At 67.8% G+C, this 24,147-nt stretch carries 28 protein-coding genes; 11 read left to right on the top strand and 17 right to left on the bottom strand.

What is annotated here, in order from left to right; all coding sequences use genetic code 11:
- Window positions 1–146 precede the first annotated feature (146 nt).
- From purL to FA740_RS02345, 4 genes are read left to right on the top strand one after another with little or no spacing between them, the layout of a single operon-like run.
- Window positions 147–2,327: a phosphoribosylformylglycinamidine synthase subunit PurL gene (purL, locus tag FA740_RS02360; RefSeq protein ID WP_136855170.1), complete on the top strand. Its 2,181-nt coding sequence runs from the start codon at window positions 147–149 to the stop codon at window positions 2,325–2,327.
- On the top strand, window positions 2,324–3,466 hold the full coding sequence (locus FA740_RS02355) for a bifunctional 2-C-methyl-D-erythritol 4-phosphate cytidylyltransferase/2-C-methyl-D-erythritol 2,4-cyclodiphosphate synthase (RefSeq protein WP_136855169.1): 1,143 nt from the start codon (window positions 2,324–2,326) through the stop codon (window positions 3,464–3,466). The genes purL and FA740_RS02355 overlap by 4 nt, the downstream gene beginning before the upstream one ends.
- Window positions 3,463–3,960 carry a phosphatidylglycerophosphatase A family protein gene (locus tag FA740_RS02350; protein ID WP_136855168.1) on the top strand — a complete coding sequence of 166 codons (498 nt, stop codon included), beginning with the start codon at window positions 3,463–3,465 and terminating at the stop codon, window positions 3,958–3,960. The genes FA740_RS02355 and FA740_RS02350 overlap by 4 nt, the downstream gene beginning before the upstream one ends.
- Window positions 3,957–4,427 (top strand): CinA family protein, encoded by a 471-nt coding sequence (locus tag FA740_RS02345; RefSeq protein ID WP_136855167.1) that lies wholly within the window; start codon window positions 3,957–3,959, stop codon window positions 4,425–4,427. Before FA740_RS02350 ends, FA740_RS02345 begins: the two co-directional genes overlap by 4 nt.
- Here the strand turns inward: FA740_RS02345 and FA740_RS02340 are convergent.
- From FA740_RS02340 to FA740_RS02290, 11 genes are all read right to left on the bottom strand, one after another.
- Window positions 4,424–5,464 carry a threonine aldolase family protein gene (locus FA740_RS02340; RefSeq protein ID WP_136855166.1) on the bottom strand — a complete coding sequence of 347 codons (1,041 nt, stop codon included), beginning with the start codon at window positions 5,462–5,464 and terminating at the stop codon, window positions 4,424–4,426. The two genes, FA740_RS02345 and FA740_RS02340, sit on opposite strands and share 4 nt — an antisense overlap.
- On the bottom strand, window positions 5,461–5,901 hold the full coding sequence (locus FA740_RS02335) for a YcgN family cysteine cluster protein (protein WP_136855165.1): 441 nt from the start codon (window positions 5,899–5,901) through the stop codon (window positions 5,461–5,463). Before FA740_RS02335 ends, FA740_RS02340 begins: the two co-directional genes overlap by 4 nt.
- A complete protein-coding gene (locus FA740_RS02330; protein WP_136855164.1) occupies window positions 5,901–6,830 on the bottom strand; it encodes a bifunctional riboflavin kinase/FAD synthetase in 930 nt (309 codons plus the stop codon). Before FA740_RS02330 ends, FA740_RS02335 begins: the two co-directional genes overlap by 1 nt.
- A 32-nt stretch (window positions 6,831–6,862) precedes the next feature.
- Window positions 6,863–7,306 (bottom strand): MaoC family dehydratase, encoded by a 444-nt coding sequence (locus tag FA740_RS02325; RefSeq protein ID WP_136855163.1) that lies wholly within the window; start codon window positions 7,304–7,306, stop codon window positions 6,863–6,865.
- A 176-nt stretch (window positions 7,307–7,482) separates the two neighbouring features.
- Window positions 7,483–8,352, bottom strand: a complete 870-nt coding sequence (locus FA740_RS02320) for a TIGR01459 family HAD-type hydrolase (protein WP_136855162.1) — start codon at window positions 8,350–8,352, stop codon at window positions 7,483–7,485.
- Window positions 8,352–9,269, bottom strand: a complete 918-nt coding sequence (locus tag FA740_RS02315) for a manganese-dependent inorganic pyrophosphatase (protein WP_136855161.1) — start codon at window positions 9,267–9,269, stop codon at window positions 8,352–8,354. The genes FA740_RS02320 and FA740_RS02315 overlap by 1 nt, the downstream gene beginning before the upstream one ends.
- Window positions 9,270–9,405: 136 nt before the next feature.
- Complete coding sequence (locus FA740_RS02310) at window positions 9,406–9,915, bottom strand: CarD family transcriptional regulator (protein WP_136855160.1); 510 nt, start codon at window positions 9,913–9,915, stop codon at window positions 9,406–9,408.
- A gap of 291 nt (window positions 9,916–10,206) precedes the next feature.
- Window positions 10,207–10,545: a ferredoxin FdxA gene (gene fdxA / locus FA740_RS02305; protein ID WP_136855159.1), complete on the bottom strand. Its 339-nt coding sequence runs from the start codon at window positions 10,543–10,545 to the stop codon at window positions 10,207–10,209.
- Window positions 10,546–10,576: 31 nt separating this feature from the next.
- A complete protein-coding gene (locus FA740_RS02300) occupies window positions 10,577–10,879 on the bottom strand; it encodes an RNA-binding S4 domain-containing protein (RefSeq protein WP_136855158.1) in 303 nt (100 codons plus the stop codon).
- Window position 10,880: 1 nt separating this feature from the next.
- Window positions 10,881–13,841, bottom strand: coding sequence for a helicase-related protein (locus FA740_RS02295; RefSeq protein ID WP_136855270.1), 2,961 nt, complete (start codon window positions 13,839–13,841; stop codon window positions 10,881–10,883).
- A 9-nt stretch (window positions 13,842–13,850) separates the two neighbouring features.
- Window positions 13,851–14,345, bottom strand: coding sequence for a tetratricopeptide repeat protein (locus FA740_RS02290; RefSeq protein ID WP_246053417.1), 495 nt, complete (start codon window positions 14,343–14,345; stop codon window positions 13,851–13,853).
- Window positions 14,346–14,493: 148 nt separating this feature from the next.
- Between FA740_RS02290 and FA740_RS02285 the strand changes: the two genes are divergently transcribed.
- Window positions 14,494–14,778, top strand: a complete 285-nt coding sequence (locus tag FA740_RS02285; protein ID WP_136855157.1) for an SCP2 sterol-binding domain-containing protein — start codon at window positions 14,494–14,496, stop codon at window positions 14,776–14,778.
- 5 nt (window positions 14,779–14,783) lie between these two features.
- Window positions 14,784–15,722 carry an alpha/beta fold hydrolase gene (locus FA740_RS02280; RefSeq protein ID WP_136855156.1) on the top strand — a complete coding sequence of 313 codons (939 nt, stop codon included), beginning with the start codon at window positions 14,784–14,786 and terminating at the stop codon, window positions 15,720–15,722.
- Between the two features lie 3 nt (window positions 15,723–15,725).
- Here FA740_RS02280 and FA740_RS02275 read toward each other — a convergent pair whose 3' ends face one another.
- From FA740_RS02275 to alr, 6 genes are all read right to left on the bottom strand, one after another.
- Window positions 15,726–16,655 (bottom strand): CBS domain-containing protein, encoded by a 930-nt coding sequence (locus tag FA740_RS02275; protein ID WP_136855155.1) that lies wholly within the window; start codon window positions 16,653–16,655, stop codon window positions 15,726–15,728.
- Window positions 16,652–17,149 (bottom strand): rRNA maturation RNase YbeY, encoded by a 498-nt coding sequence (gene ybeY, locus FA740_RS02270; protein ID WP_246053415.1) that lies wholly within the window; start codon window positions 17,147–17,149, stop codon window positions 16,652–16,654. The genes FA740_RS02275 and ybeY overlap by 4 nt, the downstream gene beginning before the upstream one ends.
- Window positions 17,142–18,218, bottom strand: coding sequence for a PhoH family protein (locus tag FA740_RS02265; RefSeq protein ID WP_136855154.1), 1,077 nt, complete (start codon window positions 18,216–18,218; stop codon window positions 17,142–17,144). The genes ybeY and FA740_RS02265 overlap by 8 nt, the downstream gene beginning before the upstream one ends.
- Window positions 18,219–18,350: 132 nt before the next feature.
- Window positions 18,351–19,076, bottom strand: a complete 726-nt coding sequence (locus tag FA740_RS02260) for an ABC transporter ATP-binding protein (protein WP_136855153.1) — start codon at window positions 19,074–19,076, stop codon at window positions 18,351–18,353.
- Window positions 19,073–19,837 (bottom strand): MlaE family ABC transporter permease, encoded by a 765-nt coding sequence (locus FA740_RS02255; RefSeq protein WP_136855152.1) that lies wholly within the window; start codon window positions 19,835–19,837, stop codon window positions 19,073–19,075. Before FA740_RS02255 ends, FA740_RS02260 begins: the two co-directional genes overlap by 4 nt.
- A complete protein-coding gene (gene alr / locus FA740_RS02250; RefSeq protein WP_136855151.1) occupies window positions 19,834–20,850 on the bottom strand; it encodes an alanine racemase in 1,017 nt (338 codons plus the stop codon). The genes FA740_RS02255 and alr overlap by 4 nt, the downstream gene beginning before the upstream one ends.
- Before the next feature lie 173 nt (window positions 20,851–21,023).
- Between alr and FA740_RS02245 the strand changes: the two genes are divergently transcribed.
- The 5 genes from FA740_RS02245 (at window position 21,024) to FA740_RS02230 (ending at window position 24,076) form a co-directional block, all read left to right on the top strand.
- Window positions 21,024–22,556 carry an acyl-CoA carboxylase subunit beta gene (locus FA740_RS02245; protein ID WP_136855150.1) on the top strand — a complete coding sequence of 511 codons (1,533 nt, stop codon included), beginning with the start codon at window positions 21,024–21,026 and terminating at the stop codon, window positions 22,554–22,556.
- Between the two features lie 205 nt (window positions 22,557–22,761).
- Window positions 22,762–22,914 carry a hypothetical protein gene (locus tag FA740_RS19580; protein ID WP_169306194.1) on the top strand — a complete coding sequence of 51 codons (153 nt, stop codon included), beginning with the start codon at window positions 22,762–22,764 and terminating at the stop codon, window positions 22,912–22,914.
- 87 nt (window positions 22,915–23,001) lie between these two features.
- Entirely contained in the window at window positions 23,002–23,415 is a 414-nt protein-coding gene (locus FA740_RS02240; protein ID WP_136855149.1) for a hypothetical protein, read from the top strand.
- A 127-nt stretch (window positions 23,416–23,542) separates the two neighbouring features.
- Complete coding sequence (locus FA740_RS02235; RefSeq protein ID WP_136855148.1) at window positions 23,543–23,785, top strand: hypothetical protein; 243 nt, start codon at window positions 23,543–23,545, stop codon at window positions 23,783–23,785.
- 78 nt (window positions 23,786–23,863) lie between these two features.
- Window positions 23,864–24,076: a hypothetical protein gene (locus tag FA740_RS02230; protein ID WP_136855147.1), complete on the top strand. Its 213-nt coding sequence runs from the start codon at window positions 23,864–23,866 to the stop codon at window positions 24,074–24,076.
- Window positions 24,077–24,147 lie beyond the last annotated feature (71 nt).

The following is a 24,147-nucleotide window of genomic DNA, read 5'->3' as shown; positions in this document are numbered from 1 at the left end:
CGCTTATCACCTTCTACCTCCCTGTTGGACTTGAGCCGGGCCTCGTGCCCGGCTTTTTTTTGTCCCGCGCCCTGTCGCTGCGGCCTTTCCATGCGCGCCGCCAGCGCCTAAAAGGCGCGTGATTTCATGCGCAGGAAGGCTTGATCATGCTCGAACCCCAGGTCACCCCCGAACTGATCGCCGCGCACGGGCTCAAGCCCGACGAATACCAGCGCATCCTGGAGATCATCGGCCGCGAACCGACCTTCACCGAGCTGGGCATCTTCAGCGCCATGTGGAACGAGCATTGCTCGTACAAGTCGTCCAAGAAATGGCTGCGCACCCTGCCGACCGAGGGCCCCCAGGTCATCTGCGGCCCCGGAGAGAACGCGGGCGTGGTCGATATCGGCGACGGCCAGGCCGTGGTCTTCAAGATGGAGAGCCACAACCACCCCAGCTATATCGAACCCCATCAGGGCGCCGCGACCGGCGTGGGCGGCATCCTGCGCGACGTGTTCACCATGGGCGCGCGCCCGATCGCCGCGATGGACGCGCTATCCTTTGGCCGCACGGATCACCCCAAGACGCCGCACCTGGTCAAGGGCGTGGTCGAGGGCATCGGCGCCTATGGCAACGCCTTCGGCGTCCCGAACGTGGGCGGAGAGGTCCGTTTCCACCCCAGCTATGACGGCAACTGCCTGGTCAACGCCTTTGCGGCGGGTCTGGCCAATGCCGACAAGATTTTCTATTCGGCCGCGTCTGGCGTGGGGATGCCGGTCGTCTATCTGGGCGCCAAGACCGGCCGCGACGGCGTCGGCGGCGCGACCATGGCCAGCGCGGAATTCGACGACACGATCGAGGACAAGCGTCCCACCGTCCAGGTTGGCGACCCCTTCACCGAGAAATGCCTGCTGGAGGCCTGCCTGGAGCTGATGGCCTCGGGGAGCGTCATCTCGATCCAGGACATGGGGGCTGCGGGCCTGACCTGTTCGGCGGTGGAAATGGGTGACAAGGGCGGTCTGGGGATCAAGCTGATCCTGGACCACGTGCCGCAGCGCGAAACCAACATGACCGCCTATGAGATGATGCTGTCGGAATCCCAGGAGCGGATGCTGATGGTGCTGAAGCCCGACATGGAATCCGTGGCCCGCGCGATCTTCCAGAAATGGGACCTGGATTTCGCCATCGTGGGCGAGACGATCCCCGAGGACCGGTTCCTGATCCTGCACGGAAACGCGGTCATGGCCGACCTGCCGCTGTCCAAGCTGTCCTCCAGCGCGCCGGAATACGACCGCCCCTGGGTCGCGACCCCGCCTGCCGCCCCTGCCCCTGCGCTGCCCGCCATCGCCCCCATCGCGGCCCTGCGCGCGCTGATCGGCAGCCCGAATCACGCCCACAAGGCCTGGGTCTGGGAACAGTATGACACCCAGGTCGGCGCCGACACGATCCGCCGTCCCGGCATGGGCGCAGGCGTGGTGCGCGTGCACGGCACCCGCAAGGCGCTGGCCTTCACCAGCGACGTGAACCCCCGTTACGTCAAGGCGAACCCCGTTCAGGGCGGTCGTCAGGCCGTGGCCGAGGCTTGGCGCAACCTGACCGCCGTGGGCGCCCTGCCCCTGGCCACGACCGACAACCTGAACTTTGGCAACCCGGAAAAGCCCGAGATCATGGGCCAGTTGGTCGGTGCCATCCAGGGCATCGGAGAGGCCTGCCGCGCGCTGGATTTCCCGATCGTGTCGGGCAACGTCTCGCTGTACAACGAGACCGACGGCAAGGGTATCCTGCCCACCCCCACCATCGGCGGCGTCGGTCTGATCGCGGATCTGGACGACATCATCGCGGGCCTGCCGGCCGAGGGTGACCTGGCGCTGGTCATCGGCACCACGCAGGGCCATCTGGAGCAATCCGCACTGGCCTTCGACGCCTTCGGCATCGAGGCGGGCGACGCGCCGCATGTCGATCTGGAGGCCGAACGCAAGCATGGCGACTTCCTGCGCGCGCAGCGGGCGCATCTGTCCTCGGCGACCGACCTGTCGGATGGCGGGCTGGCCCTGGCCGCCTTCGAGATGGCCGAGGCCGCGGGCCTGGGCGTCACGCTGGACAGCGCCGACATCGCGCAACTGTTCGGAGAGGATCAGGCCCGCTATCTGGTCGCCTGCACCCCCGATGCGGCGGCGGCGCTGACCAAGGCCGCGCAGGCGGCGGGCGTGCCCATCGCCACCGTCGGCCGCTTTGGCGGCACGGCGGTCAATCTGGGCGGCGACAGCGCGCCCCTAACTGACCTGTCCACCCTGTACCGGACGGCCTTTGCCGCGGCGATCAAGGGCGACATGCCCGACCACGCATGATCCGCGCCCCGCGCGGCTTTGCGGCGCTGATCACCGCCGCCGGGCGCGGCACGCGCGCGGGTGGCGGCACGCCGAAACAGTGGCGCGACCTGGCCGGGCAGCCGGTTCTGGACCGCACCCTGGCGGCCTTTGTCGGGTTCGACCGCGTGGTTCTGGTCGTGCATCCCGATGACATGGGCCAGGCCATCGACCGCTATGCCGGGGCCGTCACCATCGTTGCGGGCGCGCAGACCCGCGCCGCCAGCGTGCGCGCGGGCCTTGAGGCGCTGGAGGGTCAGGTCAGCCACGTCCTGATCCATGACGGCGCGCGCCCGCTGGTCCCCGATGCGGTGATCCGGGGCGTGATCGACGCGCTGCAGGCGGGCGCGGATGCCGCGGCCCCCGCCTTGCCCGTCTCGGACGCGCTGTGGCGCGGCGCGGAGGGTCGCGTGACCGCCACCGCCCCGCGCGACGGGCTGTTCCGGGCGCAGACGCCGCAGGGCTTTGCCCTGACCAGGATCCTTGCCGCGCATCGCCAGCACTCGTCCGCTGCCGCCGATGACGTGGAACTGGCCCTCAGCTCCGGGATGGAGGTTGCGATCACCCCCGGTTCCGAGGACAATCTGAAGATCACCTTCCCCGCCGATTTCGCGCGGGCCGAACGCAGTCTGGGGACCGACATGGATATCCGCCTTGGCAATGGCTATGACGTGCACGCCTTTGGGCCGGGCGACCATGTGACGCTGTGCGGCATCCGCGTGCCGCATGATGCGGGCCTGATGGGCCATTCGGACGCCGATGTGGGCATGCACGCGCTGACCGACGCGATCTATGGCGCGCTTGCGCAGGGCGATATCGGGCGGCACTTTCCGCCCTCGGACCCGCAATGGAAGGGCGCGGACAGCGCGATCTTTCTGGCCCATGCGGCGGGGATGGCCCGCGACAAGGGCTTCCGCATCGGCAATGCCGACGTGACCCTGATCTGCGAGGCGCCCAAGATCGGCCCCCACGCCCTGGACATGGCCCATCGCCTGTCCGAAATCATGGGCCTGGACGCCGCACGCATCAGCGTCAAGGCCACGACCAGCGAACGGCTTGGCTTTACCGGACGGCGCGAGGGCATCGCCGCCATCGCCACCGCCACCCTGATCAAGGAATGACCATGGACCGTATGCTGGCCACCTGGTTCTATTCCGGTCTGTTGCGCCCCGCCCCCGGCACCTGGGGATCGGCGGTCGCGGTCGCGATGGGGCTGATCCTGCACCGCATCGGGCATTTCCCGCTGCTCGCGCTGGCCACGGGGCTGGTGATCCTGCTGGGGTTCTGGGTCGTGCCGCGATACACCGCCGGGATGGACGACCCCGACCGCAGCGAGATCGTCATCGACGAGGTCGCAGGCCAGTGGCTGGCCCTGATGGCGCCCTCCCTCGGGTTCTGGCATGCGGGTCTGCCCGCCGACAGCTTTCCCTGGCCGGGCTGGGTCGCGGCGTTCCTGTTCTTTCGCCTGTTCGACATCTGGAAGCCTTGGCTGGTCGGCCGGGCCGACCGTCGCCATGACGCGGCGGGGGTGATGCTGGACGACCTCTGGGCCGGGATCTTTGCCGCCATCGCCACGATGGCCGCCGCGGCCTTGGCGCATGGGGTGCTGATGTGACCGCCGCGGCAGAGGTGCTGGCCGCAGCCCGTGCCCGTGGCATCCGCATCGCCACCGCCGAAAGCTGCACTGGCGGGCTGATCGCCGGCGCCCTGACCGAGGTGCCGGGCTCCTCCGACGCCTTCGACCGGGGCTTTGTGACCTATTCCAACGCGGCCAAGGTGCAGATGCTGGATATCCGCCCCGACACGCTGGAGGCGCATGGCGCCGTCAGCGAACAGATCGCCGCCCAGATGGCCGAGGGCGCGCTGCGCCATTCCGAGGCGGGCATCGCCGTATCGGTGACCGGCATCGCCGGGCCAGGCGGGTCCGAGCACAAGCCCGAAGGCCGCGTCTGCTTTGGCATCAGCCAGCCCTTTGGCACGCGCACCCAGACCGTCGAATTCGGGGCGATCGGTCGCCACCGGGTCCGCGCCGCGACTGTAGAGCACGCGCTGCAGCTGCTGGCGGACGCGCTGCGCGCCTAGCCGCGCAGGATCGCGGCCAGCCCCGCCACATCCGCATCGGGCGTATCCCAGGCACAGACCAGCCGCACGGGCACCGGGTCCAGACCCTCGGCGGATTTGTCGGGCCACAGGTAATACAGCGCGCCCGCCGCCTGCGCGCGATCATGCGCCGCCTTGGGGATCGCGGCAAAGATGGCGTTCGACTGGACCGCCTGCAACAGCTGTCCGCCGCCCTCGGTCACGGCCTGCGCCAGCATCTGCGCCTTGGCATTGGCGCGCGCAGCCAGGTCCAGCCACAGCCCGTCGGTCGCCAGCGCCAGCATCTGCGCGGACAGATAGCGGTTCTTGGACAGGACATGGCCCGACTGCTTGCGGCGATAATCGAACCCCTCGGCGCGGGCGGGGTCGAAAAACACCATCGCCTCGGCCCCCATCGCGCCGTTCTTGGTGCCGCCCAGGCACAGCGCGTCCACGCCCGCCCGCCAGGTCAGATCAGCCGCCGAACAGCCAAGGGTCGCCACCGCATTGGCAAAGCGCGCCCCGTCCATGTGCAGCGGAAGGCCCGCCTCATGGGCCACCCGCGCCAGGGCTGCGACCTCATCAGGGGTATAGACGGTGCCCCATTCCGTGGCGTTGGTGATCGAGACAAGCGCGTTCAGACCGCCGTTCAGCCCCGCGCCCGCACCGACATGGACGGCCTGCGCCAGAGTGTCGGGGGTCAGCTTGCCGCCCTGCCCCGGCAGGGTGATCAGCTTGGCGCCATGGGAAAAGAACTCGGGCGCGGCGCATTCGCTGGTCTCGATATGGGCGTCCTGATGGCAATAAATGCGCCCCCAGGACGGCGCCAGCTGCGCGCAGACCAGCGCATTGGCCGCCGTGCCCGTGGCCACGAACCGCACCACGGCGTCGGGCGCCTCCAGCAGATCGCGGATCGCGGCCTCGGCGCGGGCGGTCACCGGGTCGGCGCCATAGCCCATCACCGCACCGGAATTGGCCTCTGACAGGACGGCCAGAACGGCAGGATGGGCGGAATAGGCGTTGTCCGATGCAAAATTCACGACAGATCCTCGATGATGTGGTCTTCCCAATCGTCCTCGGTCACGGTCAGCTCGCTGATGGTCCAGCCGCGGACACTGACCCCCGCCTGATGGACCGTCTCGGTCGAGCCCGAAATCAGGTGGTGCCAGTCATACAGCGGCCGCCCCTCGTGGCGCAGCCGATAGGCGCAGGTCGCGGGCAGCCACCAGGCGACCTCGGTGATCTTGGCGGGGGTCAGCACGACGCAATCGGGGACATAGTCGTGGCGGTTGTGATAGCTGCTGCAGCGGCAGGCATCGCCGTCCAGCAGCTTGCAGGCGACGCGGGTAAAGGCCAGCTCGTTCGTGTCCTCGAACTCGATCTTGTTCAGGCAGCACTTGCCGCAGCCGTCGCACAGCGCCTCCCACTCGTCGCGGGCCAGCTGAGGCAAAGGCAGCTCCCAGAACCGATCGCGCATCAGCGGCCCGACAGCAGGCGGCGCGCATCGGCGCCATCCTGCTCCATCTGCGCGATCAGCGCGGGCAGCCCGTCGAACCGCGCCTCGTCGCGCAGGAAATCGACCAGCGCCACGGACAGGTGCTGACCATACAGATCGCCCGAATAATCGAACAGATTGACCTCCAGATTGGGCGTGTTGACCCCGAACATCGGGCGCACCCCAAGGGATGCGACCCCCTGGCACGGCCCCCGGTCAGGCCCGGTCAGGATGTCGACAAGCACCGCATAGACCCCAAGCCGCGGCAGGTGCAGCCCGTCCATCGCCATGTTGGCGGTGGGCCAGCCCAGCTCGCGGCCCCGCTTTTCGCCGTGGATCACCTCGCCCTCGATGCGGTGCCAATGGCCCAGCATCCGCTGCGCGCCATGCGTGTCGCCCTGCGCCAGCGCCGCCCGGATCGCGGTTGAGCTGTATTCCCCCTCATCCGCGCCGACCAGCGGCACGATGGTTACGCCGAACCCCAGGGTGCGGCCCAGATCGGTCAGCGTCTGCGCGGTCCCGGCGCGGTTCTGGCCAAAGCAGAAATCGGCGCCCACGGTGACATGGGCGATGCCCAGACCCTCGGCCAGCACCTCGCGGGCAAAGGCCTCGGGCGTCAGCCCCGCCAGCACCGGGCCGAAGGGCAGCTCATAAAGCTGCTGCACGCCAAGACGCGCCAGACGGTTCGCCCGCGCCTCGGAATTCATCAGCCGAAAGGGCGGCGCATCGGGGGCGAAATATTCGCGCGGATGCGGCTCGAAGGTCAGGATGCCCAGGGGCGCGTCGCAGGCCGCGCGGGCCGTGTCGATGACCGCCCGATGCCCCTTGTGGACGCCGTCGAAATTTCCCATGGCCACCGAGGCGCCACGCGCGTCACTCGGCAATCCGGTCCAGTCGCGATGGATCTGCACTGCGCCCCCAACGGGACGCGCCGGGCGCCCCTTCAGTCGAACTTGCGGCTTGGGGCCAGCACGACCGCCTCGCCTTTCAGAACGACCGTATCGCCGACGAGGCACCGGGTTGCAAGCGTGACCCGCCGTTTCGCGTGGTCGATATCCTGAACCGTGACCTCGGCGCGGACCCTGTCACCGGGGCGCACGGGGGCCATGAACTTCAGCGTCTGGCCCAGATAGACCGTGCCGTGGCCCGGCAGCTGTTCGCCGATCACGGCGGAAATCAGCCCGGCGGTCAGCATCCCATGGGCGATGCGCCCTTCAAAGATGGTGTCATTGGCATAGGCCTCGTCCAGATGCACCGGGTTGCGGTCGGTCGAAACCTCGGCGAACAGTTCGATATCGCGGTCGGTGACCTGTTTGTGCAGATGGCGGGTCATGCCGATCTCCAGATCCTCGATGACGATCGTGCCGCGCGCGAAATTGTCCAGCATGTCGGAGCCCATCCGTCCTACCGTTCCCTGTTCCATTGCTGCATAGCAGCATGGCATCACCATGGCAATATTATTTCAACATTCCGCGATTCAATGATCTTTTATTCCGTCTCCCGAAAACGAAAAACGCCCGCAGGCTGACCTGCGGGCGTGGGTCTCCGGCGATGCGCTGGCGTTCAGCGCAGGCGCCCGATGGCATAGGTCGGCACGCGCCCTTCGGCCATCAGCCAGTTGGACAGCGCCGGGGCCTCGGGGTTTTCGACATCGGCGCCGAACAGATCCGCCGCAAGGCCGCCGGTGACAAAGATGCTGTCGATGCCCTGCGCCTCGGCCCCGGCGATGTCGGTCGCGATCCCATCGCCCACGGCCAGATAGCGGGCATCCGCGCCCAGACCCATCAGCGCCCGCGCACGGTCATAGATGGGCGCGTGGGGCTTGCCGAAATACAGCGTCCGGCCGCCAAGCGTCTCATAGAACTGTGCCAGCGCGCCCGCGCAATAGATGCGGGTGTCGCCCATATCCACGACGATGTCCGGGTTCGCGCACAGCATCGTCAGGCCGCGCGCAATCGCGTCCTGAAACCGGTCACGGTAATCCTCAGGCGTCTCGTTGATCTCGTCGAAGGGGCCGGAGGCGACGATGCCCTCGGCCTCGGCCAGATCGACGCGGGTGACCGGATCGGCGCCCCGATGGGCCTGTGGAATATCGGCGAAGAAGCCCAGATCCTTCTCCAACCCGATATGCCACACGCGCCGCCCGACCACGCCCGCGAACATCGCATCCTGCGCGGCGTCGCCCGAACTGACGACCAGATCCCAGGCATCGCGCGGCACGCCCATGCGGTCCAGCTGCGCCACGACATACTGGTTCGGGCGCGGCGCGTTGGTCATCAGGCAGACCTTGCCCCCCTGCGCGCGAAACGCCTGCAGGGCTGCGACGGCGGCGGGAAAGGGCTGCCGGCCATTGTGCAGACAGCCCCACAGGTCGCAGAACAGCGCATCATAGCCGGCCGAAACCTCGGCCAGCGAAGCGATGATGCGGGTCATCAGACGGCCAGGACCGGGATGATCTGCTTCTTGCGGCTCATGACGCCGGGCAGGACCACGGTGTCGCCGGTGACGGTCACGCCAAAGCTGCGCTCGGCCACGGACTTGACATAGTCGTTGGGCACCAGCAGCGTCGCCTGCTCGTTCAGGATGTCGACGATGAACAGCAGCACCTGATCGGCACCGTCGGCGGCGGCCACGCCGGGCATCGCGGCCATCAGCGCGTCCTTGCGGTCCAGCAGGACCTGCGGCGCGGTCGTCTCCAGGACCGAGACGCGCAGCTGCTTGCCGCCCAGCTCGTATTCCTTGCTGTCCATGGTCAGCAGGGCCGCGTCGCTGAAGGCGCTGACATCGGATTTCGCGGCGAACATCTCGGTGGCGAAATCGGCGATGGTCACGCCCAGATCGGCGGCCAGCTTTTCGGCCACGGCGCGGTCATGCGGGGTCGTGGTCGGGCTGCGGAATTCCAGCGTGTCGGACAGGATGCAGGTCAGCATCGCGCCCTTGATGCCCTCGGGGGCGCGGGCGATGTCCTCGCCCATCAGGTCGTGCATGATGGTGGCGGTGCAGGCCAGCGGGCGGATGGTGATGTTGATCGGCGCGCGGGTCTTGATGCCGCCGGCCAGCAGGTGGTGGTCGATGATCTCGATCACCTCGGCCTGGTCCAGGCTGGCGGGCAGCTCGGCCGGGTTGTTGGTGTCGACGATGACGCAGCGGTCGTCGGCGGTCACGTCGGTGATGATGCGCGGCTTGGTCAGGCTCCAGCGGTCCAGCATCCACAGCGCCTCGGTGTTCGGCTCGCCCTGCAGGACGGCCTCGGCGGGGGTCTGGCGGATCTCGTTCAGATACCACGCCCAGATGATGGGAGAGCCGGTGGAATCCGTGTCCGGAGAGGTATGGCCGAAGACCTTGATCATGATGCGCCTCGAATGCTGCAATGGATGGGGCCTTATAGGCAGGCGGCCCGGCGTTGTCCACGTTCGGCATATCGGGGCGGGATGCGAAAAGGGGCGCCCCGCAGGACGCCCCCCTAGCCATGGCGATGGACCTGGATCAGGCCGCGCGGCTCATCAGCACGTCGCCCACGCGCTTTTGCGCGCCGCCCTCGTCTAGGCCACCGACGGCGGCCACTTCGCGGGTCAGACGGTCCAGCGCGGCCTCATAAAGCTGACGCTCGGAATAGGACTGCTCACGCTGGTCGTCGCAGCGGTGCAGGTCGCGCACGACCTCGGCGATGGACAGCAGGTCGCCCGAATGGATCTTCTGCTCGTATTCCTGGGCCCGGCGCGACCACATCGCACGCTTGACGCGGGCCTTGCCCTTCAGCGTCTCCAGCGCGCGGTCGATCAGGTCGGGGGTGGACAGGCTGCGCATGCCGATCTCGCTGGCGCGGGCGGTGGGCACGCGCAGGGTCATCTTGTCCTTGTCGAAGGAGATCACGAACATCTCCAGCCGCAGTCCCGCGACCTCCTGTTCGTCGATCGAGACGATGCGACCGACGCCATGCGCCGGATAGACGACAAAATCATCGGGACGGAATTCGTTCTTCTTGGCTTTCGACATCTGGTTTCCTCTGACATGCGCCCGAAAGACGGACACAAAGGGCCGCAGGGGGGCCAGGCCACCCTCGGTCCATTTTCGATCATGTATGTCTGTTCCCGCCAGGCAGAGGGCGAAAACGCGGCAGTCTGGGGCGCATCAGGGCGGGCAAACGACCCGCAGCGGGACGCGCGACATAGGGGACTATAACACAAAAATGACACGGAAAAAAGCGATGGCTTTCCTCCGTGCGTTTTTCCCGTCGGGCCGTCATATCAAGGGTTTGGCGCGGCAGACCCCGTCAGGCCATCCGAATCAGTCGCCCGCCCCCGGCGCCTCCGAGAAATACTTGTCCAGCTTGTCCGGCTGACCGTCCATCTCGCTCGCGGTGGGCAGCGGGTCCTTCTTGCGGGTGATCACCGGCCAGAGTTCCGAATACTTGCGGTTGAATTCGACCCAGGTCTCCATCGCGGGTTCGGTATCCGGGCGGATCGCGTCGGCGGGGCATTCAGGCTCGCAGACGCCGCAATCGATACATTCGTCGGGATGGATGACCAGCGTGTTCTCACCCTCGTAGAAGCAGTCCACGGGGCACACCTCGACGCAATCGGTGTATTTGCACATGATGCAGTTGTCAGTCACGACATAGGTCATCTGGGCGCTCTTGTCTGGGCTTGTCGACCTGTCACCTAGACAGTTCGGCCGGATCAATCAACCCGTCGCGATCTTCGTGATACAACAGCTGCGCCTCGGGGGCCGGGCCGCGGCGGTCCGCGAACCCCTGCACATGCAGCACCCGGACCTGACGGTTGGCCGAGACGGTCAGCACGTCGCCAACCCTGACAGCCCGCCCCGGCTTGCGGCAGGGCTGCCCGTTCACGCGGATGCCGCCCGCCTCGACGCGGGCGGCAGCCAGGCCGCGGGTCTTGAAGATCCGCGCGTAAAACAGCCACTTGTCCAGCCGCAGCCCTTCGGCAGCGTCGGTCAACTCAGCTCTTGTCCTTCAGCTGCGCCAGGATCGCGAAGGGGCTGTCGGGATCGGCCTTCTTCTCGGGGCGCGACGAGAACGTCTTGGGACCCTGATGGGCGGGCTTGCCGCCGGGCTTCTTGGGCCCGCCGAACTTGCCGCCGGGCTTGCCCTGACGGTCGCGACGCTCTCCCTGCGGCGCATCGCCACGCGGGTGGTCGCCGGCGGGTGCGGCGCCATCACGGGCCTGACCGTCACGGGCCTGACCCTCACGCGGGGCACCATCGCGGCGCGGGCCGCGGCGCTCACCCTGAGGACGGTCGCCTTGCGGACGCTCGCCCTGGGAGCGACGGTTGCCGCGCGGCTTGGGCGCCCATTTGAAGGTGTAATAGACCTCGACCTCGGGGGCTGCGACCTCCTCGGGCTGCGCGGCCTCGTCGGGCTGCGCGACGGCCTCAGGCTCGGCCACCGGCTCTGCCGCACGCTTTTCGGCCTGCTCGGCCTCCCATTTCGCGCGGGTCTCGGCGGCCAGCACCGATTCCTCTTCGGTCAGGGGCGCGTCCGAGGGCTCGCCCTCGGGGGCCGGGACCACCGCGACCGGCTCGGAGGTCTTGACCTTGGGACGCTCGGCCCGCTCGGCCGAATAGCCCAGGCCCTGCATCAGCCCCGAGAACTGCTCCAGCGTCATGCCGGTGATCGACAGCATGTCGGGATTGGCCTCAAAGCCGCCGCGCGTGTCCTGCGCGCGCAGCAGATCGGCCAGCCGCTCCAGCATGTCGATGCGGATCGCGCGGTCTCCGGCCGGGCGATAGCCCGACAGCGCATAGACCTGATCGGGCACGACCGGCAGATGCGGGATGGTGACCAGACCCGGCGGCGGGCTTTCGGGGAATTCCGACAGACCCTCGTGCAGCGACCACAGCACCAGACGCAGGCGCGTCGGCGCGGGTTTCAGCAGCGCGGGCAGGAAGATGGTGAACTGACCAAAGCGGACGCCATGCTTGCGCAGTGCGCCACGTGCCTCCTGGTCCAGCTCCTTGACCTCGGAGGCGATGCCGTCACGCGACAGGATGCCAAGCGACTCGACCATGCGGAACGCGAAACCGCGCGCCAGACCGGTCAGCGCCTCGTCCTTCTGCAGGGTCAGCAGCGGCTCATACAGGGCGGCAATCTTGCGGTCGATGAAATGCTGGGCGCGACGGCGGACCTTGTCGGCGATCTCGGGGCCGGCCTCCTCGTCGACGAACACCTCGACGCCGGGATGCAGCGCGTCAGGCCCCTTGACCAGCTTGCCCACGGCCTGGTTGCCCCACATCAGGCCGCCCTGCTCGGTATAGTCCATCTCGGTGTCAGGCGCGTTGTAGAAGCGGTCGGCGCGCAGATGGAATTCGGGTTTCAGCGCGTCATAGCTGGCGCGCGACAGCATCCGCGCCTCGTCCGCCGATGCGGTCTGGTCGGGGCGAAAGCGGAAGCCCTCCAGACGGCCGGCGAATTCGCCCTCGACCGTCACTTCGCCCTTGTCGTTCACTTCGGCCACGAGGCTCTCCTTCTGCTTGAGCCGGCGCAGCAGCACGGATGTGCGCCGGTCCACAAATCGTTGGGTCAGGGCCGCGTGCAGCGCGTCCGACAGGCGGTCTTCTACAGCGCGCGTCTCTCCGCGCCAATGCTTTTCGTCCGCCACCCAGCCCGTTCTTTGCGCGACATAGGTCCAGGTGCGGATATAGGCCAGCCGCTTGGAGATCGCGTCGATATCCCCCGCCGTCCGGTCGATGCGTTCGATGGCGCGCGCCAGCCAGTCCGCCGGGATATGCCCATCCTGCAGAAAGCCAAAGATCCGCGCCAGCAGCGTCGCATGCTCCATTGCGGAAATGCCCCGGAAATCAGGCACCCGGCACACGTCCCACAAGAGGCGAACATCCTTGCCGCCCTGCACGCGGTCCTTGATCTCGGGCATCTCACGCAGGATTTTCAGCGTCGCCACGTCATCCGCCTCGCGCCCCCGGATCAGCAATTCGTGGCCAGGGGCTGCCTCCAGGCTTTCGACCAAGCGGTCCATGCTGCCGAATTCCAGACGACCGTTGCGCCAGATCAACCGGCTGATCGGCTGAAAGCGGTGGTTTTCCAGCGCGTCGATCAGACCGGGGTCCAGCGGCTCGGCCTCTCCGGTGACGCCGAAGGTGCCGGATTCGGTGTGCCGCCCGGCCCGGCCTGCGATCTGGCCCATCTCATGCGGGAACAGCGAGCGGACGCGCTTGCCGTCGAACTTGTGCGTGGCGCTGAAGGCCACGTGCTTGATGTCCAGGTTCAGGCCCATGCCGATGGCGTCAGTGGCGACCAGGTAGTCGACCTCGCCGTTCTGATACATCTCGACCTGGGCGTTGCGGGTGCGGGGCGACAGGGCGCCCATCACGACCGCGCAGCCGCCCTTCTGCCGCCGGATCAGCTCGGCCATGGCATAGACGTCGTCGACGCTGAAGCCGACGATGGCGCTGCGCGCGGGCATGCGCGACAGCTTTTTCGACCCCGCCCAGGTCAGGGTCGAGAACCGCTCGCGCCGCTCGAACTGGGTTTCGGGGACCAGGGCCGCGATGGCCGGGCGCATGGTGCCGCTGCCCAGGAACAGCGTCTCCAGCGTGCCGCGCATATGCAGCAGGCGGTCGGTGAAGACATGGCCCCGCTGCGGATCGGCGCACAGCTGGATCTCGTCGATGGCCACGAAATCGGTGGCGATGTCGGGCATCGCCTCGGTGGTGGCGACCCAGTACTGGACGCGGTCGGGGATGATCCGCTCCTCTCCGGTGACCAGCGCCACGACGGAGGGGCCGCGCGCCGCGACGATCCGGTCATAGACCTCGCGCGCCAGCAGGCGCAGCGGCAGGCCGATGACACCCGATCGGTGGTTCAGCATCCGCTGGATGGCAGTGTGGGTCTTGCCGGTATTGGTCGGCCCCAGAATGGCGGTGATCCGCCCGCGCGTGCTCATGGTCATGCCCTAGATATCGGTGCCGGTGCGCCTGCGTTCCAGACGGGCCTGACCGTCGATCGCCTCTTGCTGGTGGGGGTGGATGGCCAGGCTGGCGCGATAGGCGGCCAGGGCGCGGTCATCCTCGCCCATCTCCTCCAGCATCGCGCCCAGTTGCGTCAGCGCCGCGAAATGGCGCGGCTCCAGCGACAGCGCGCGGCGGATATCCTCCAGCGCGGGGCCGAACTGTCCGTCCATCGCATAGGCCGCGGCCCGCGCCTGAAAGCCTGCCGCGAAATCGGGCGCATGGTCGGTCAGCGCGGTCAGATGGCCGATGGCGCCCGCCAGGTCGCCCTGGTCCAGCGCGGTTTCTCCGCGACGCAGCAGCAGGTCCATCGCCGGGGACCCCGACCGCGACCATTCGCGCAGGATGTCGCTTTCGGCGATGCGCCAGCCCTCGCCCTCGGGGTTGGCCAGGCGGGCGAAGGCGTCGTCCAGCCCCTGCCCTGCCGCGTAGCCCGGCATGACGCTTGCCAAAACGAGGAAAATCGTCAGAAGGTTGTGACGCAATGCCGTGACGGCAGAGTGGAAAATCAGGCGGATCGCGTTCATAGGGATGGTGTAACCCGGCCCGCCGGTCGGGCGCCAGACAAAGCGCATCAGGAGACGTGAAATGAGCGAAGTCGTGACCAAGGCCGTCGAGAAGCTGAGCGAGAAGATCGACAGCTTCGACAGCACCGCCAAGTTCGTGATCAAGGACGAAGGCGCGATCATGATCGACGAATCCGGCGTGCGCGCCGGCGACGACGAGGCCGAAGTGACCCTGACCGCCAGCCGCGAGACCTTCGAGGGCATCATGAACGGCGACGTGAACCCGGCCACCGCCTTCATGATGGGCAAGCTGAAGATCGACGGCAACATGGGCGTGGCCATGCAGCTGGGTCAGAAACTGTCCTGAGCCGCATGCAGGAGGCCCCGTTCCATCAGCTGCCCGACGACCGGTCGCAGCCCGCCCGCGCCTTTTGGGCGCGGGCGGATGACGGGGTCCGCCTGCGCGTCGCGCATTGGTCGGCCGAGGGCGGGCGCGGCAGCGTGCTGCTGTTCCCCGGCCGCACCGAATACATCGAGAAATACGCCCCCGTCGCCCATCGCCTGATGGCCGAGGGTTATGACGTGCTGTGCATCGACTGGCGCGGCCAAGGCATGTCGGACCGGCTGCAGCCGAATCCGCGCCCCGGCCATATCCGCGATTTTGCCGATTATCAGCGCGACGTGGTCGAGATGCTGGTCGCGGCACGCGACCTGGACCTGCCCCGCCCCTGGCACCTGCTGGCTCATTCGATGGGCGGCTGCATCGGGCTGGCCGCGCTGGAAGGCGGCCTGCCGGTCCAGAGCGCGGTGTTCTCGGCGCCGATGTGGGGCATCAACCTGCGCCGGGTGCAGCAGGGGCTGGCCATTGGCATCGCCTATCTGGCCGGGCGCGTGGGGCGCGGCGGGTTCACCGCCCCCGGCAGCGGAGGCGCGGCCACGACCTATCCGCTGGACGAGAGCTTCAACGCCAACCTGCTGACGCGCAACGGTGACGAATGGGCGCGCCTGGTGCGCGAGGCCGTGGCCTGGCCCGACCTGACCATCGGCGGCGCGACCTTCGACTGGGTCAGCCGCGCGCTGAACGAATGCGCGCGGCTGTCGCGCATCGCCTCGCCTGAGGTGCCGATGCTGGTGTCGCTCGGGTCCGAGGAAAGGGTCGTCTCGCCGCAGGCCATCCGCGACCGCGCTGCGCGCTGGCCGCAATCGGAACTGCTGGAGATCCCCGGCGCCCGCCACGAGATCCTGATGGAGACCGACCCCCTGAGGGAGCGGTTCTACGAGGCGATGCTGGCGCGTTTCGACGCCAGCTGACCGTCACGCGGCGTCGGTCTTGCGATCCGAGGGGGTCGCAATGCTGGGCATGCGCAGGCGGATCCGCTTGAGCCGGCGCGGATCGGCATCGACCACCTCGAACTCGGCACCCGACGGATGGGCGATGACCTCGCCGCGCAGCGGCACGCGCCCCGCCAGCATGAAGATCAGGCCGCCAAGCGTGTCGACATCCTCGTCATCCTCGCCCGCCAGACGCAGGCCGGTCTCGGCCTCGACGGCATCGACGGGGGCGCGGGCCTGGACCAGCCACTGGCCGGTCTTTTCATGGACCCACAGGCCGCCCTCATCCTCGTCATGCTCGTCCTCGATCTCGCCGATGACCTGCTCGATCAGATCCTCGATGGTGACAAGCCCGTCGACGCCGCCATATTCGTCGATGACCAGCGCCATGTGGATGCGCTTGGTCTGCATCTGCTGCAGCAGCACCCCGATGGGCATGGAGGGCGGCACATAGAGCAACGGACGCAGCATCGGGCGCAGCGTGAACTTGCCGCCCGCGCCGAACCCGTGCTTCAGCGCCAGATCCTTGAGGTGGATCAGCCCAAGCGGGCTGTCCAGCGTGCCGCGAAACACCGGCATGCGCGAGAATCCGTGTTCGCGGAACATCTCGACCAAATCCTCCAGCGACAGGTTCACCGGCGCGGCCACGATCTCGACCTTGGGGATGGCCACGTCATCGACGCGCATCCGGCGCAGGTTGCCCAGGCCGGGGGTGCCGACGACATGGCGGTCCTGACCGTCCTCATCCGAACCGGCCTCCGACCCCGTCAGGGCCGACAGCACGCGACCGAAGAAGCCCTTTCCGTTTCCAGCCTCGCGGCCCTCTCCTCCACCACCGTCCACGGCGATCGCCGGGGTCTCCTCGACGTGAGGGTCAGGGGCCGTGGCGGATAATCGGCTGTCGGAATTCATCGGTCTTTCTCCTGGTAGGGGTCGGGAATGCCAAGGGCGGACAGGACGGTGCGTTCGACCGCCTCCATCCGCTCGGCATCGGGATCGGTCTGGTGGTCATAGCCCAGCAGATGCAGCGTGGCATGGACCAGCAGGTGCTGGACGTGGTGATCCATCGGCTTGCCTTGGGCGCGGGCCTCGGCCAGACAGGTGTCATAGGCGATGGCAATGTCGCCCAGTTCCTCCTCGTCGGGCAGCTCGGGCATGGCGCCGGGGGCGTGGGGCAGATGCTCGACCGAGGGCCAGGACAGCACGTTGGTCGCGCGCGGCTTGCCGCGGAAATCGGCGTTCAGCGCGGCGATGCGGGCATCGTCGCAGCCCATGATGACGACCTCTCCGGTCAGGTCGTGATGGTCCAGCGCGGCCTGGACGGCGCGGGCCGCCAGGTCCTCAAGACCGGCGGCCTGCCATCGGTCATCCTCGATGACGCAATCGACGGTGATCTCGTCAGGCATCGTTTCTGAACGCGCGGCGCGGGACATACTGGCCGCGCGGCTCCTCTGTTTCGCCGCGGGCAAGGGCGGCATTGTCCTCGATCTCATACGCCTTGATGATGCGCGCGACAAGCGGGTGGCGCACGACGTCATCGGCGGTGAAATAGCTGAAGCTGATGCCCTTGACGTCCTTGAGGATCTTTTCGGCGTCCATCAGCCCCGACATCATCCCGCGCGGCAGGTCGATCTGGGTGCGATCGCCCGTGATGACCATGCGCGAGCCTTCGCCAAGTCGGGTCAGGAACATCTTCATCTGCATGCTGGTGGCGTTCTGCGCCTCGTCCAGCACCACGAAGGCGCGCGACAGGGTGCGCCCGCGCATGAAGGCCAGCGGCGCGATCTCGATGCGCTTTTCCTCCATCAGCTTCTGCATCTGCTTGCCGGGCAGGAAATCGTTCAGCGCGTCATACAGCGGCTGCATGTAAGGATCGACCTTCTCCTTCATGTCGCCGGGCAGAAAGCCCAACCGTTCGCCCGCCTCGACCGCGGGGCGCGACAGGATGATCTTGTCGACATGCCCGCCGATCAGCATGGTCACGCCCACGGCCACCGCCAGATAGGTCTTGCCCGTGCCCGCAGGCCCGATGCCGAATGCCAGCTCGTTCTGGAACAGCGACCGGACATAGGCCTTTTGCGCATCCGTGCGCGGCTCGACCGATTTCTTGCGGGTGCGCAGCTCGTAATTGCCCTGGGCGAACATCTCCAGCTGTTCGGCGGGGGTGACGTCGGCTGCGGGCTCAACGCCCATGCGCAACGCGGCCTCGACCTCATCGGGGCCGACGGGGCGGTGCTGTTCCAGCCGCGCATAGAGGCCCTGCAGCAGGGTCGCGGCCTCGGCCTGGGCCTCAGGGCCGCCGACCACGGCGATCTGGTTGCCGCGGCGCAGGATATGAACGCCAAGCGCCTCCTCGATCCGGGCCAGATGGCGGTCGTTGGGACCGCACAGGTCGATCAGCAACCGGTTGTCGGGAAATTCCAGCAGGGTTTCGGCCGAAGGTGCGGTGACGGGTGGCGTCGGGGTCAGGCCCAAATGTCTCTCCTGGTCAGAGGGGTATGATCATGGTGGCAAGCGCGTCGGATTCGCACAAGTTGATGTTGGTCAGCTTTCGGGCGGACCTGCCCCTGTTTGTGGCAGAACGGCGGCACCGGCGCAAAGGTTGCATCACGACGCGGCATCCGGCCCCCCATGCAGGGGCACCCTGCCCAGAAAAGCGGCCAGCGCGGGCGCGCGATCCATGTCGCGGACCGGCCCGTCATGCGCGATCCGCCCCTGCGCCAGCAGCGCCACGCGGTCGCCGATGATGCGGCAACTGTCCATGTCATGGGTGATGGTGATGGCGGTGGCCCCGGTCTCGGTCACGATGCCGCGGATCAGCGCGTCGATGGCCCGCGCGCGGATCGGGTCCAGCCCGGTGGTGGGCTCGTCGAAGAAAATCACCGCCGGATCATCGGCGATGGCGCGGGCCAGGCCCACGCGCTTCGCCATGCCGCCGGACAACTCTGCCGGCATCAGGTCGGCCACCTCCGGCCCCAGCCCCACGCGCGCCAGCTTGTCCAGCGCGATGGCGCGGGCGCGGCGGTCGTCCATGCGCTGGCGCAGCCGGAACGCCACGTTCTGCCAGACCGTCAGGCTGTCGAACAGTGCGGCGCCCTGAAACAGCATCCCGAACTGCGCCATGAACCGCCGCCGGTCCAGCGGTGCGCCCTGCCACAGCACCTGGCCCGCATCGGGCGCCGCTAGCCCCAGGATGCAGCGCAGCAGCACCGATTTGCCTGTGCCGGACTGGCCGATGACGCACAGGCTCTCTCCCTGCGCGACGCTGAGGTCGATCCCGTCCAAAACGGGCTTGTCGCCAAAGGACTTGGTCAGGCCGCGCAGCGTGATCATTCGAAAAACAGCCCCGTCAGAACGAAATTGGCCGCCAGGATCCCCACGGCGGCGGCGACGACCGCATTGGTCACCGCGCGGCCCACGCCCGCGGCGCCGCGTCCCGCGCGCATCCCGAACCAGCAGCCCGACAGCGTAACCACCAGCCCAAAGACCGCGCCCTTGATCAGCCCCGAGGTGACGTCCCAGGCCTCCAGATAGGCCCAGCTGTTGGCGATATAGCTGGCCGAATTGAAGCCGAGAGAGGTCGTTCCCACCAGCCAGCCGCCCATGATGCCGATGATGTCGCCCACCGCGACCAGCACCGGCACGCACAGCATCCCCGCCCACAGGCGCGGCGTGACCAGCCAGCGCATTGGATCGGCCGACAGCGTGACCAGCGCGTCGATCTGTTCGGTGACGCGCATGGTGCCGATCTCGGCCGCGATGGCGCTGGCGACGCGCGCCGCAACCATCAGCCCGCCCAGGACCGGGCCCAGCTCGCGCACCATGCCGATGGCCACGATGGCGGGCACCACGTCGCTGGCCTGGAACCGCGCGCCGCCCGAATGGATCTGCAGCGCCAGCGCCGCGCCGGTGAACAGCGCCGTCAGCCCCACGACCGGCAGCGACAGCCAGCCGATCTGGACCAGCTGGCGCGCGATGGCCGCCCCGCTTCCCGGCCCCAGCCCCGCCAGACCGCGCAGCGCGAACAGCGCCACCGCCCCGATGGCGCGGGTCGCAGCAAGGGCGGGCCGTCCGATCGCGCGGATGGGGGTCACAGATAGGTCCGGTCGTAGCGCAGCCCCAAAGAGGTCAGCACCTCATATCCGATGGTTCCGGCGATATCGGCCAGCCGGTCGATGGGCTGATGCGGCCCGATCAGCGTCAGCCGGTCGGGAACCGTCGCCAGCGCGGTCACGTCCACGGTGATCAGATCCATCGACACGCGCCCGACGATGGGACAGGCCATATCGCCCGCGAACAGATGTGCGCCCTTGCCCGACAGCGACCGCAGGATGCCGTCGGCATAGCCCGCATCGACCGTGGCGATGCGGCAGTCGCGCGGCGCGTGCCAGCTGGCGCCATAGCCGACCATCTCTCCGGCGCGGACGTCGCGGGTCTGGATCACGCGCAGGGACAGCGTGACCACCCCCCGCGCATCGGCAAAGGGCTGCCCGCCATAGAGGCCCACGCCCGGGCGCACGATGTCGAAATGATAATCCGGCCCCAGCAGAGTGCCCCCCGTCGCCGCCAGCGATCGCAGCACGCCGCAGCCATCGGTCATCGCGCGAAAGGCCGCCAGCTGCGCGGCATTGGCGGGGTGGTCGGGTTCATCGGCGCAGGCCAGGTGCGACATGATGAAGGCGGGACCGGCGGCCAGCGCCTCGGTGCGGATGGCGGCCCATTCGGCGGCCTCCATCCCAAGGCGGTTCATGCCGCTGTCCAGCTGGATTGCAAAGGGTTGGCCGGGCCGCATGGCGCGGTCGCGAAAGAACTGCTCGGGGCTGTTCAGGACCGGGGTCAGGCCGGTCAGGTCAGCACCCGCCATATGCCCCGACAGCACGTTGATGCGCGCGTCAGGCGGCAGCAGCGGGCGGATGGCCCGCCCCTCCTGCACCAGGGCCACGAAGAAGTCGCGCACGCCCGCGCGGTACAGCGCCGGGGCGACTGTGGCGGCGCCCAGGCCATAGGCGTCCGCCTTGACCACGGCTGCCGCGCGGGCGGTCGGGGCTTGGGCGGCCAGCGCCGCGTGATTGGCCAGGATGGCCGCGATGTCGATCTGCAATCCCATCCGGGTGGCTTGCCCCTGCTTTGGCCCGCCGTCAAGGGGCGGCTGCAGGACGGAATTTGCAAGGTTGCAGTTCGCAACGCGCGACGCCCGCATTCTTTGCAAATTTACCCGAAACTGCTTTGCGGCGCGGGCGGCTCAGTCTACCGTCCGGGAAAGCGACAGGGAGGCCCGCCATGAAGGATATTCTGCAACAGCTGGAGGAACGGCGACAGCAGGCCCGGCTTGGCGGGGGGCAGCGGCGCATCGACGCGCAGCACGCCCGCGGCAAGCTGACCGCCCGCGAGCGGGTCGAACTGCTGCTGGATGAGGACAGCTTCGAGGAATTCGACATGTTCGTCGCCCATCGCAGCACCGATTTCGGCATGCAGGACGACCGCCCCTACGGCGATGGTGTCGTGACGGGCTGGGGCACGATCAACGGGCGCATGGTCTATGTGTTCAGCCAGGACTTTACCGTCTTTGGCGGGTCGCTGTCCGAAACCCACGCCCAGAAGATCTGCAAGATCATGGACATGGCCATGCAGAACGGTGCCCCCGTGATCGGGCTGAACGATTCGGGCGGCGCGCGCATCCAGGAGGGCGTGGCCAGCCTTGCGGGCTATGCCGACGTGTTCCAGCGCAACATCATGGCATCCGGCGTGGTCCCGCAGATCAGCGTAATCATGGGCCCCTGCGCGGGCGGCGCGGTCTATTCGCCGGCGATGACCGATTTCATCTTCATGGTGCGCGACACCTCCTACATGTTCGTGACCGGTCCCGACGTGGTCAAGACGGTCACGAACGAGGTCGTGACTGCCGAACAGCTGGGCGGTGCGTCCACGCATACCAGGAAATCGTCGGTGGCCGACGGCGCGTTCCAGGATGATGTCGAGGCGCTGTCGGAAATTCGCCGCCTGTTCGATTTCCTGCCGCTGAACAATCGCGAAAAGGCGCCGACGCGGCCCTTCTTCGACGATCCGGCGCGGATCGAGCCCAGCCTGGACACGCTGATCCCCGACAACCCGAACCAGCCCTATGACATGAAGGAGCTGATCCAGAAGGTCGCGGATGAGGGTGATTTCTACGAGATCCAGAAGGATTTCGCGGGCAACATCATCGTGGGCTTCATCCGGATCGAGGGGCAGACAGTCGGCGTCGTGGCCAACCAGCCGATGGTGCTGGCGGGGTGCCTGGACATCGACAGCTCGCGCAAGGCGGCGCGCTTTGTGCGCTTCTGCGACGCGTTCGAGATCCCGATCCTGACCCTGGTGGACGTGCCGGGTTTCCTGCCCGGCACCGGCCAGGAATATGGCGGCGTCATCAAGCATGGCGCGAAGCTGCTGTTCGCCTATGGCGAGGCGACCGTGCCCAAGGTCACGGTCATCACCCGCAAGGCCTATGGCGGGGCCTATGACGTGATGGCATCCAAGCATCTGCGCGGCGATTTCAACTATGCCTGGCCCACCGCCGAAATCGCGGTGATGGGCGCCAAGGGCGCGGTCGAGATCCTGTATCGCAACGAATTGGGCGATGCGGACAAGATCGCGGCGCGCACCAAGGACTATGAGGACCGCTTTGCCAACCCCTTCGTGGCCGCCGAAAAGGGCTTCATCGACGAGGTGATCCAGCCGCGCAGCACGCGCCGCCGGGTGGCGCGTGCTTTTGCGTCGCTGCGCGGCAAGCGCCTGACGAACCCGTGGAAAAAACACGACAACATTCCGCTGTGACGGACAGGGACGGGCGCAGGGTGCACAAGATCGTGAATGATGCAGCAGGGCCACAGGGGGGCGGCGCTTTGGCGTCCGCGACCGCGCGTCCCTGTCTGATCGGGCGGCCTGCGGCTATCATCGCGCGCAGGCCGGCCACCCAACAAGCCGACCACACCCCGAGCAGCCGGGCCCATTGCCGCCCGCCCTACAGGAGACTGTCCTCATGTCGAAAAAGATCATCCTCGGCCTCGTCCTGGTTTCGGCTTTCGCCGCCTGCCAGCGCCAGCAGCCCAACGACGTGTTCGTGCCGACCGCGCCCGCCGGCGCCATGGCCAACCCCGTCACGACCGAACCGGTCTATCGCGGCAAGTTCTGATCCACATCTTGTGATCATCGCGCGCGGGCGGGCCGCCCGCCCGCGCGCAGCGGTCCGTCCCGCGCGCCCCAGCACAGGGGCTACGCCATGCTGAAGCATCGCGGCTTTCCCGGGCGCCTGCCCGGCACCGATTTCCAATTCGTGATCCGTCGCGAGAATCGCAAGAAGGGCGCCACGCCCATCACGCGACGCGAACGGTTCAAGGACCGCCGGCCCGCCGACAAGCGCGCCGATGCGGGTTTCCTGTCCGCGCTGATCGCGAATTTCGGCGACGAACCCTTTCCGCGCGGCAACCTTGACGCTGGACGCCTGTCCTGGCTGATCGGCCGCGAGGTCGTGGCGGTGGGCGAATTCGATCCCGCCGATTACGACCAGCTGCTGCGCGTCGACATGACCGCAGCCGAGGCTGCCTTCCCCGAACTGTTCGCGACCGATGCCGCCCCGGCCTTTGACTGGGACGACACGGATGCGTGGGACGATGACGAGGCGGACGACGACTGATGGGCGATTTGGCGCTGAACCCCTTGATGTCACACGCATGTCAGTTTGACGCGGGGTGCAGCCATGCGATAACCCGTCACCACCTCCAACCGGCCCGCAGCGGGCCCATCAATACAGGCTTCATATCATGCAGAACCTCTTCACCCTCCGCGTCGCCGGTCTGGCATTCGTCGCAGCCGGTCTGGCCGCCTGCGCACCCGGCTATCAGGGCGGCGGCATCTCGCCGGACGCACAGCGTGCTGCAGGCGGCGCCGTCGCCGGTGCGGTCGTTGCCCGCGCCCTCAATGAAGACATCGCGACCGGTGCAGCCATCGGTGCCGTCGGCGGCGCGCTGTGCGACGACGCGGGCGTCTGCCAGCGCCGCTACTGATCGCGGCTGCGGCCGTCGTGAAACGATCCGGCGGGATGCGCGTTGCGCTCCTGCCACCATAACCAGGGAACTCTCATCATGCCGAAATTCTTTGCCGTCGCAGCCCTTGTCGGCGCAACCGCCGTTGCAGGCTGCACCCAGGGCATCAACCCCACCGACACCGACCGCGCGCTCATCGGCGCTGGCGTCGGCGCGACCGCAGCCTCGGTCAGCGGCGGCAACGTCATCCGCGGCGCGGCCATCGGCGGTGCTGCTGGCGCGCTGTGCAACGACTTCCAGCTGTGCCAGTAACAGCCTGATCGGCGCGCCCGTCGCGCCATCTCTCTGCCAGGCCGTCCCGAGCGTCATGCTCCGGGCGGCCT

Origin of the sequence: Paracoccus hibiscisoli, assembly GCF_005048265.1 — a bacterium.
In the GTDB taxonomy this organism is placed as follows: domain Bacteria; phylum Pseudomonadota; class Alphaproteobacteria; order Rhodobacterales; family Rhodobacteraceae; genus Paracoccus; species Paracoccus hibiscisoli.
Note: the sequence above shows the minus strand (reverse complement) of the source record. Positions and strands in the feature narration are given on the sequence as shown.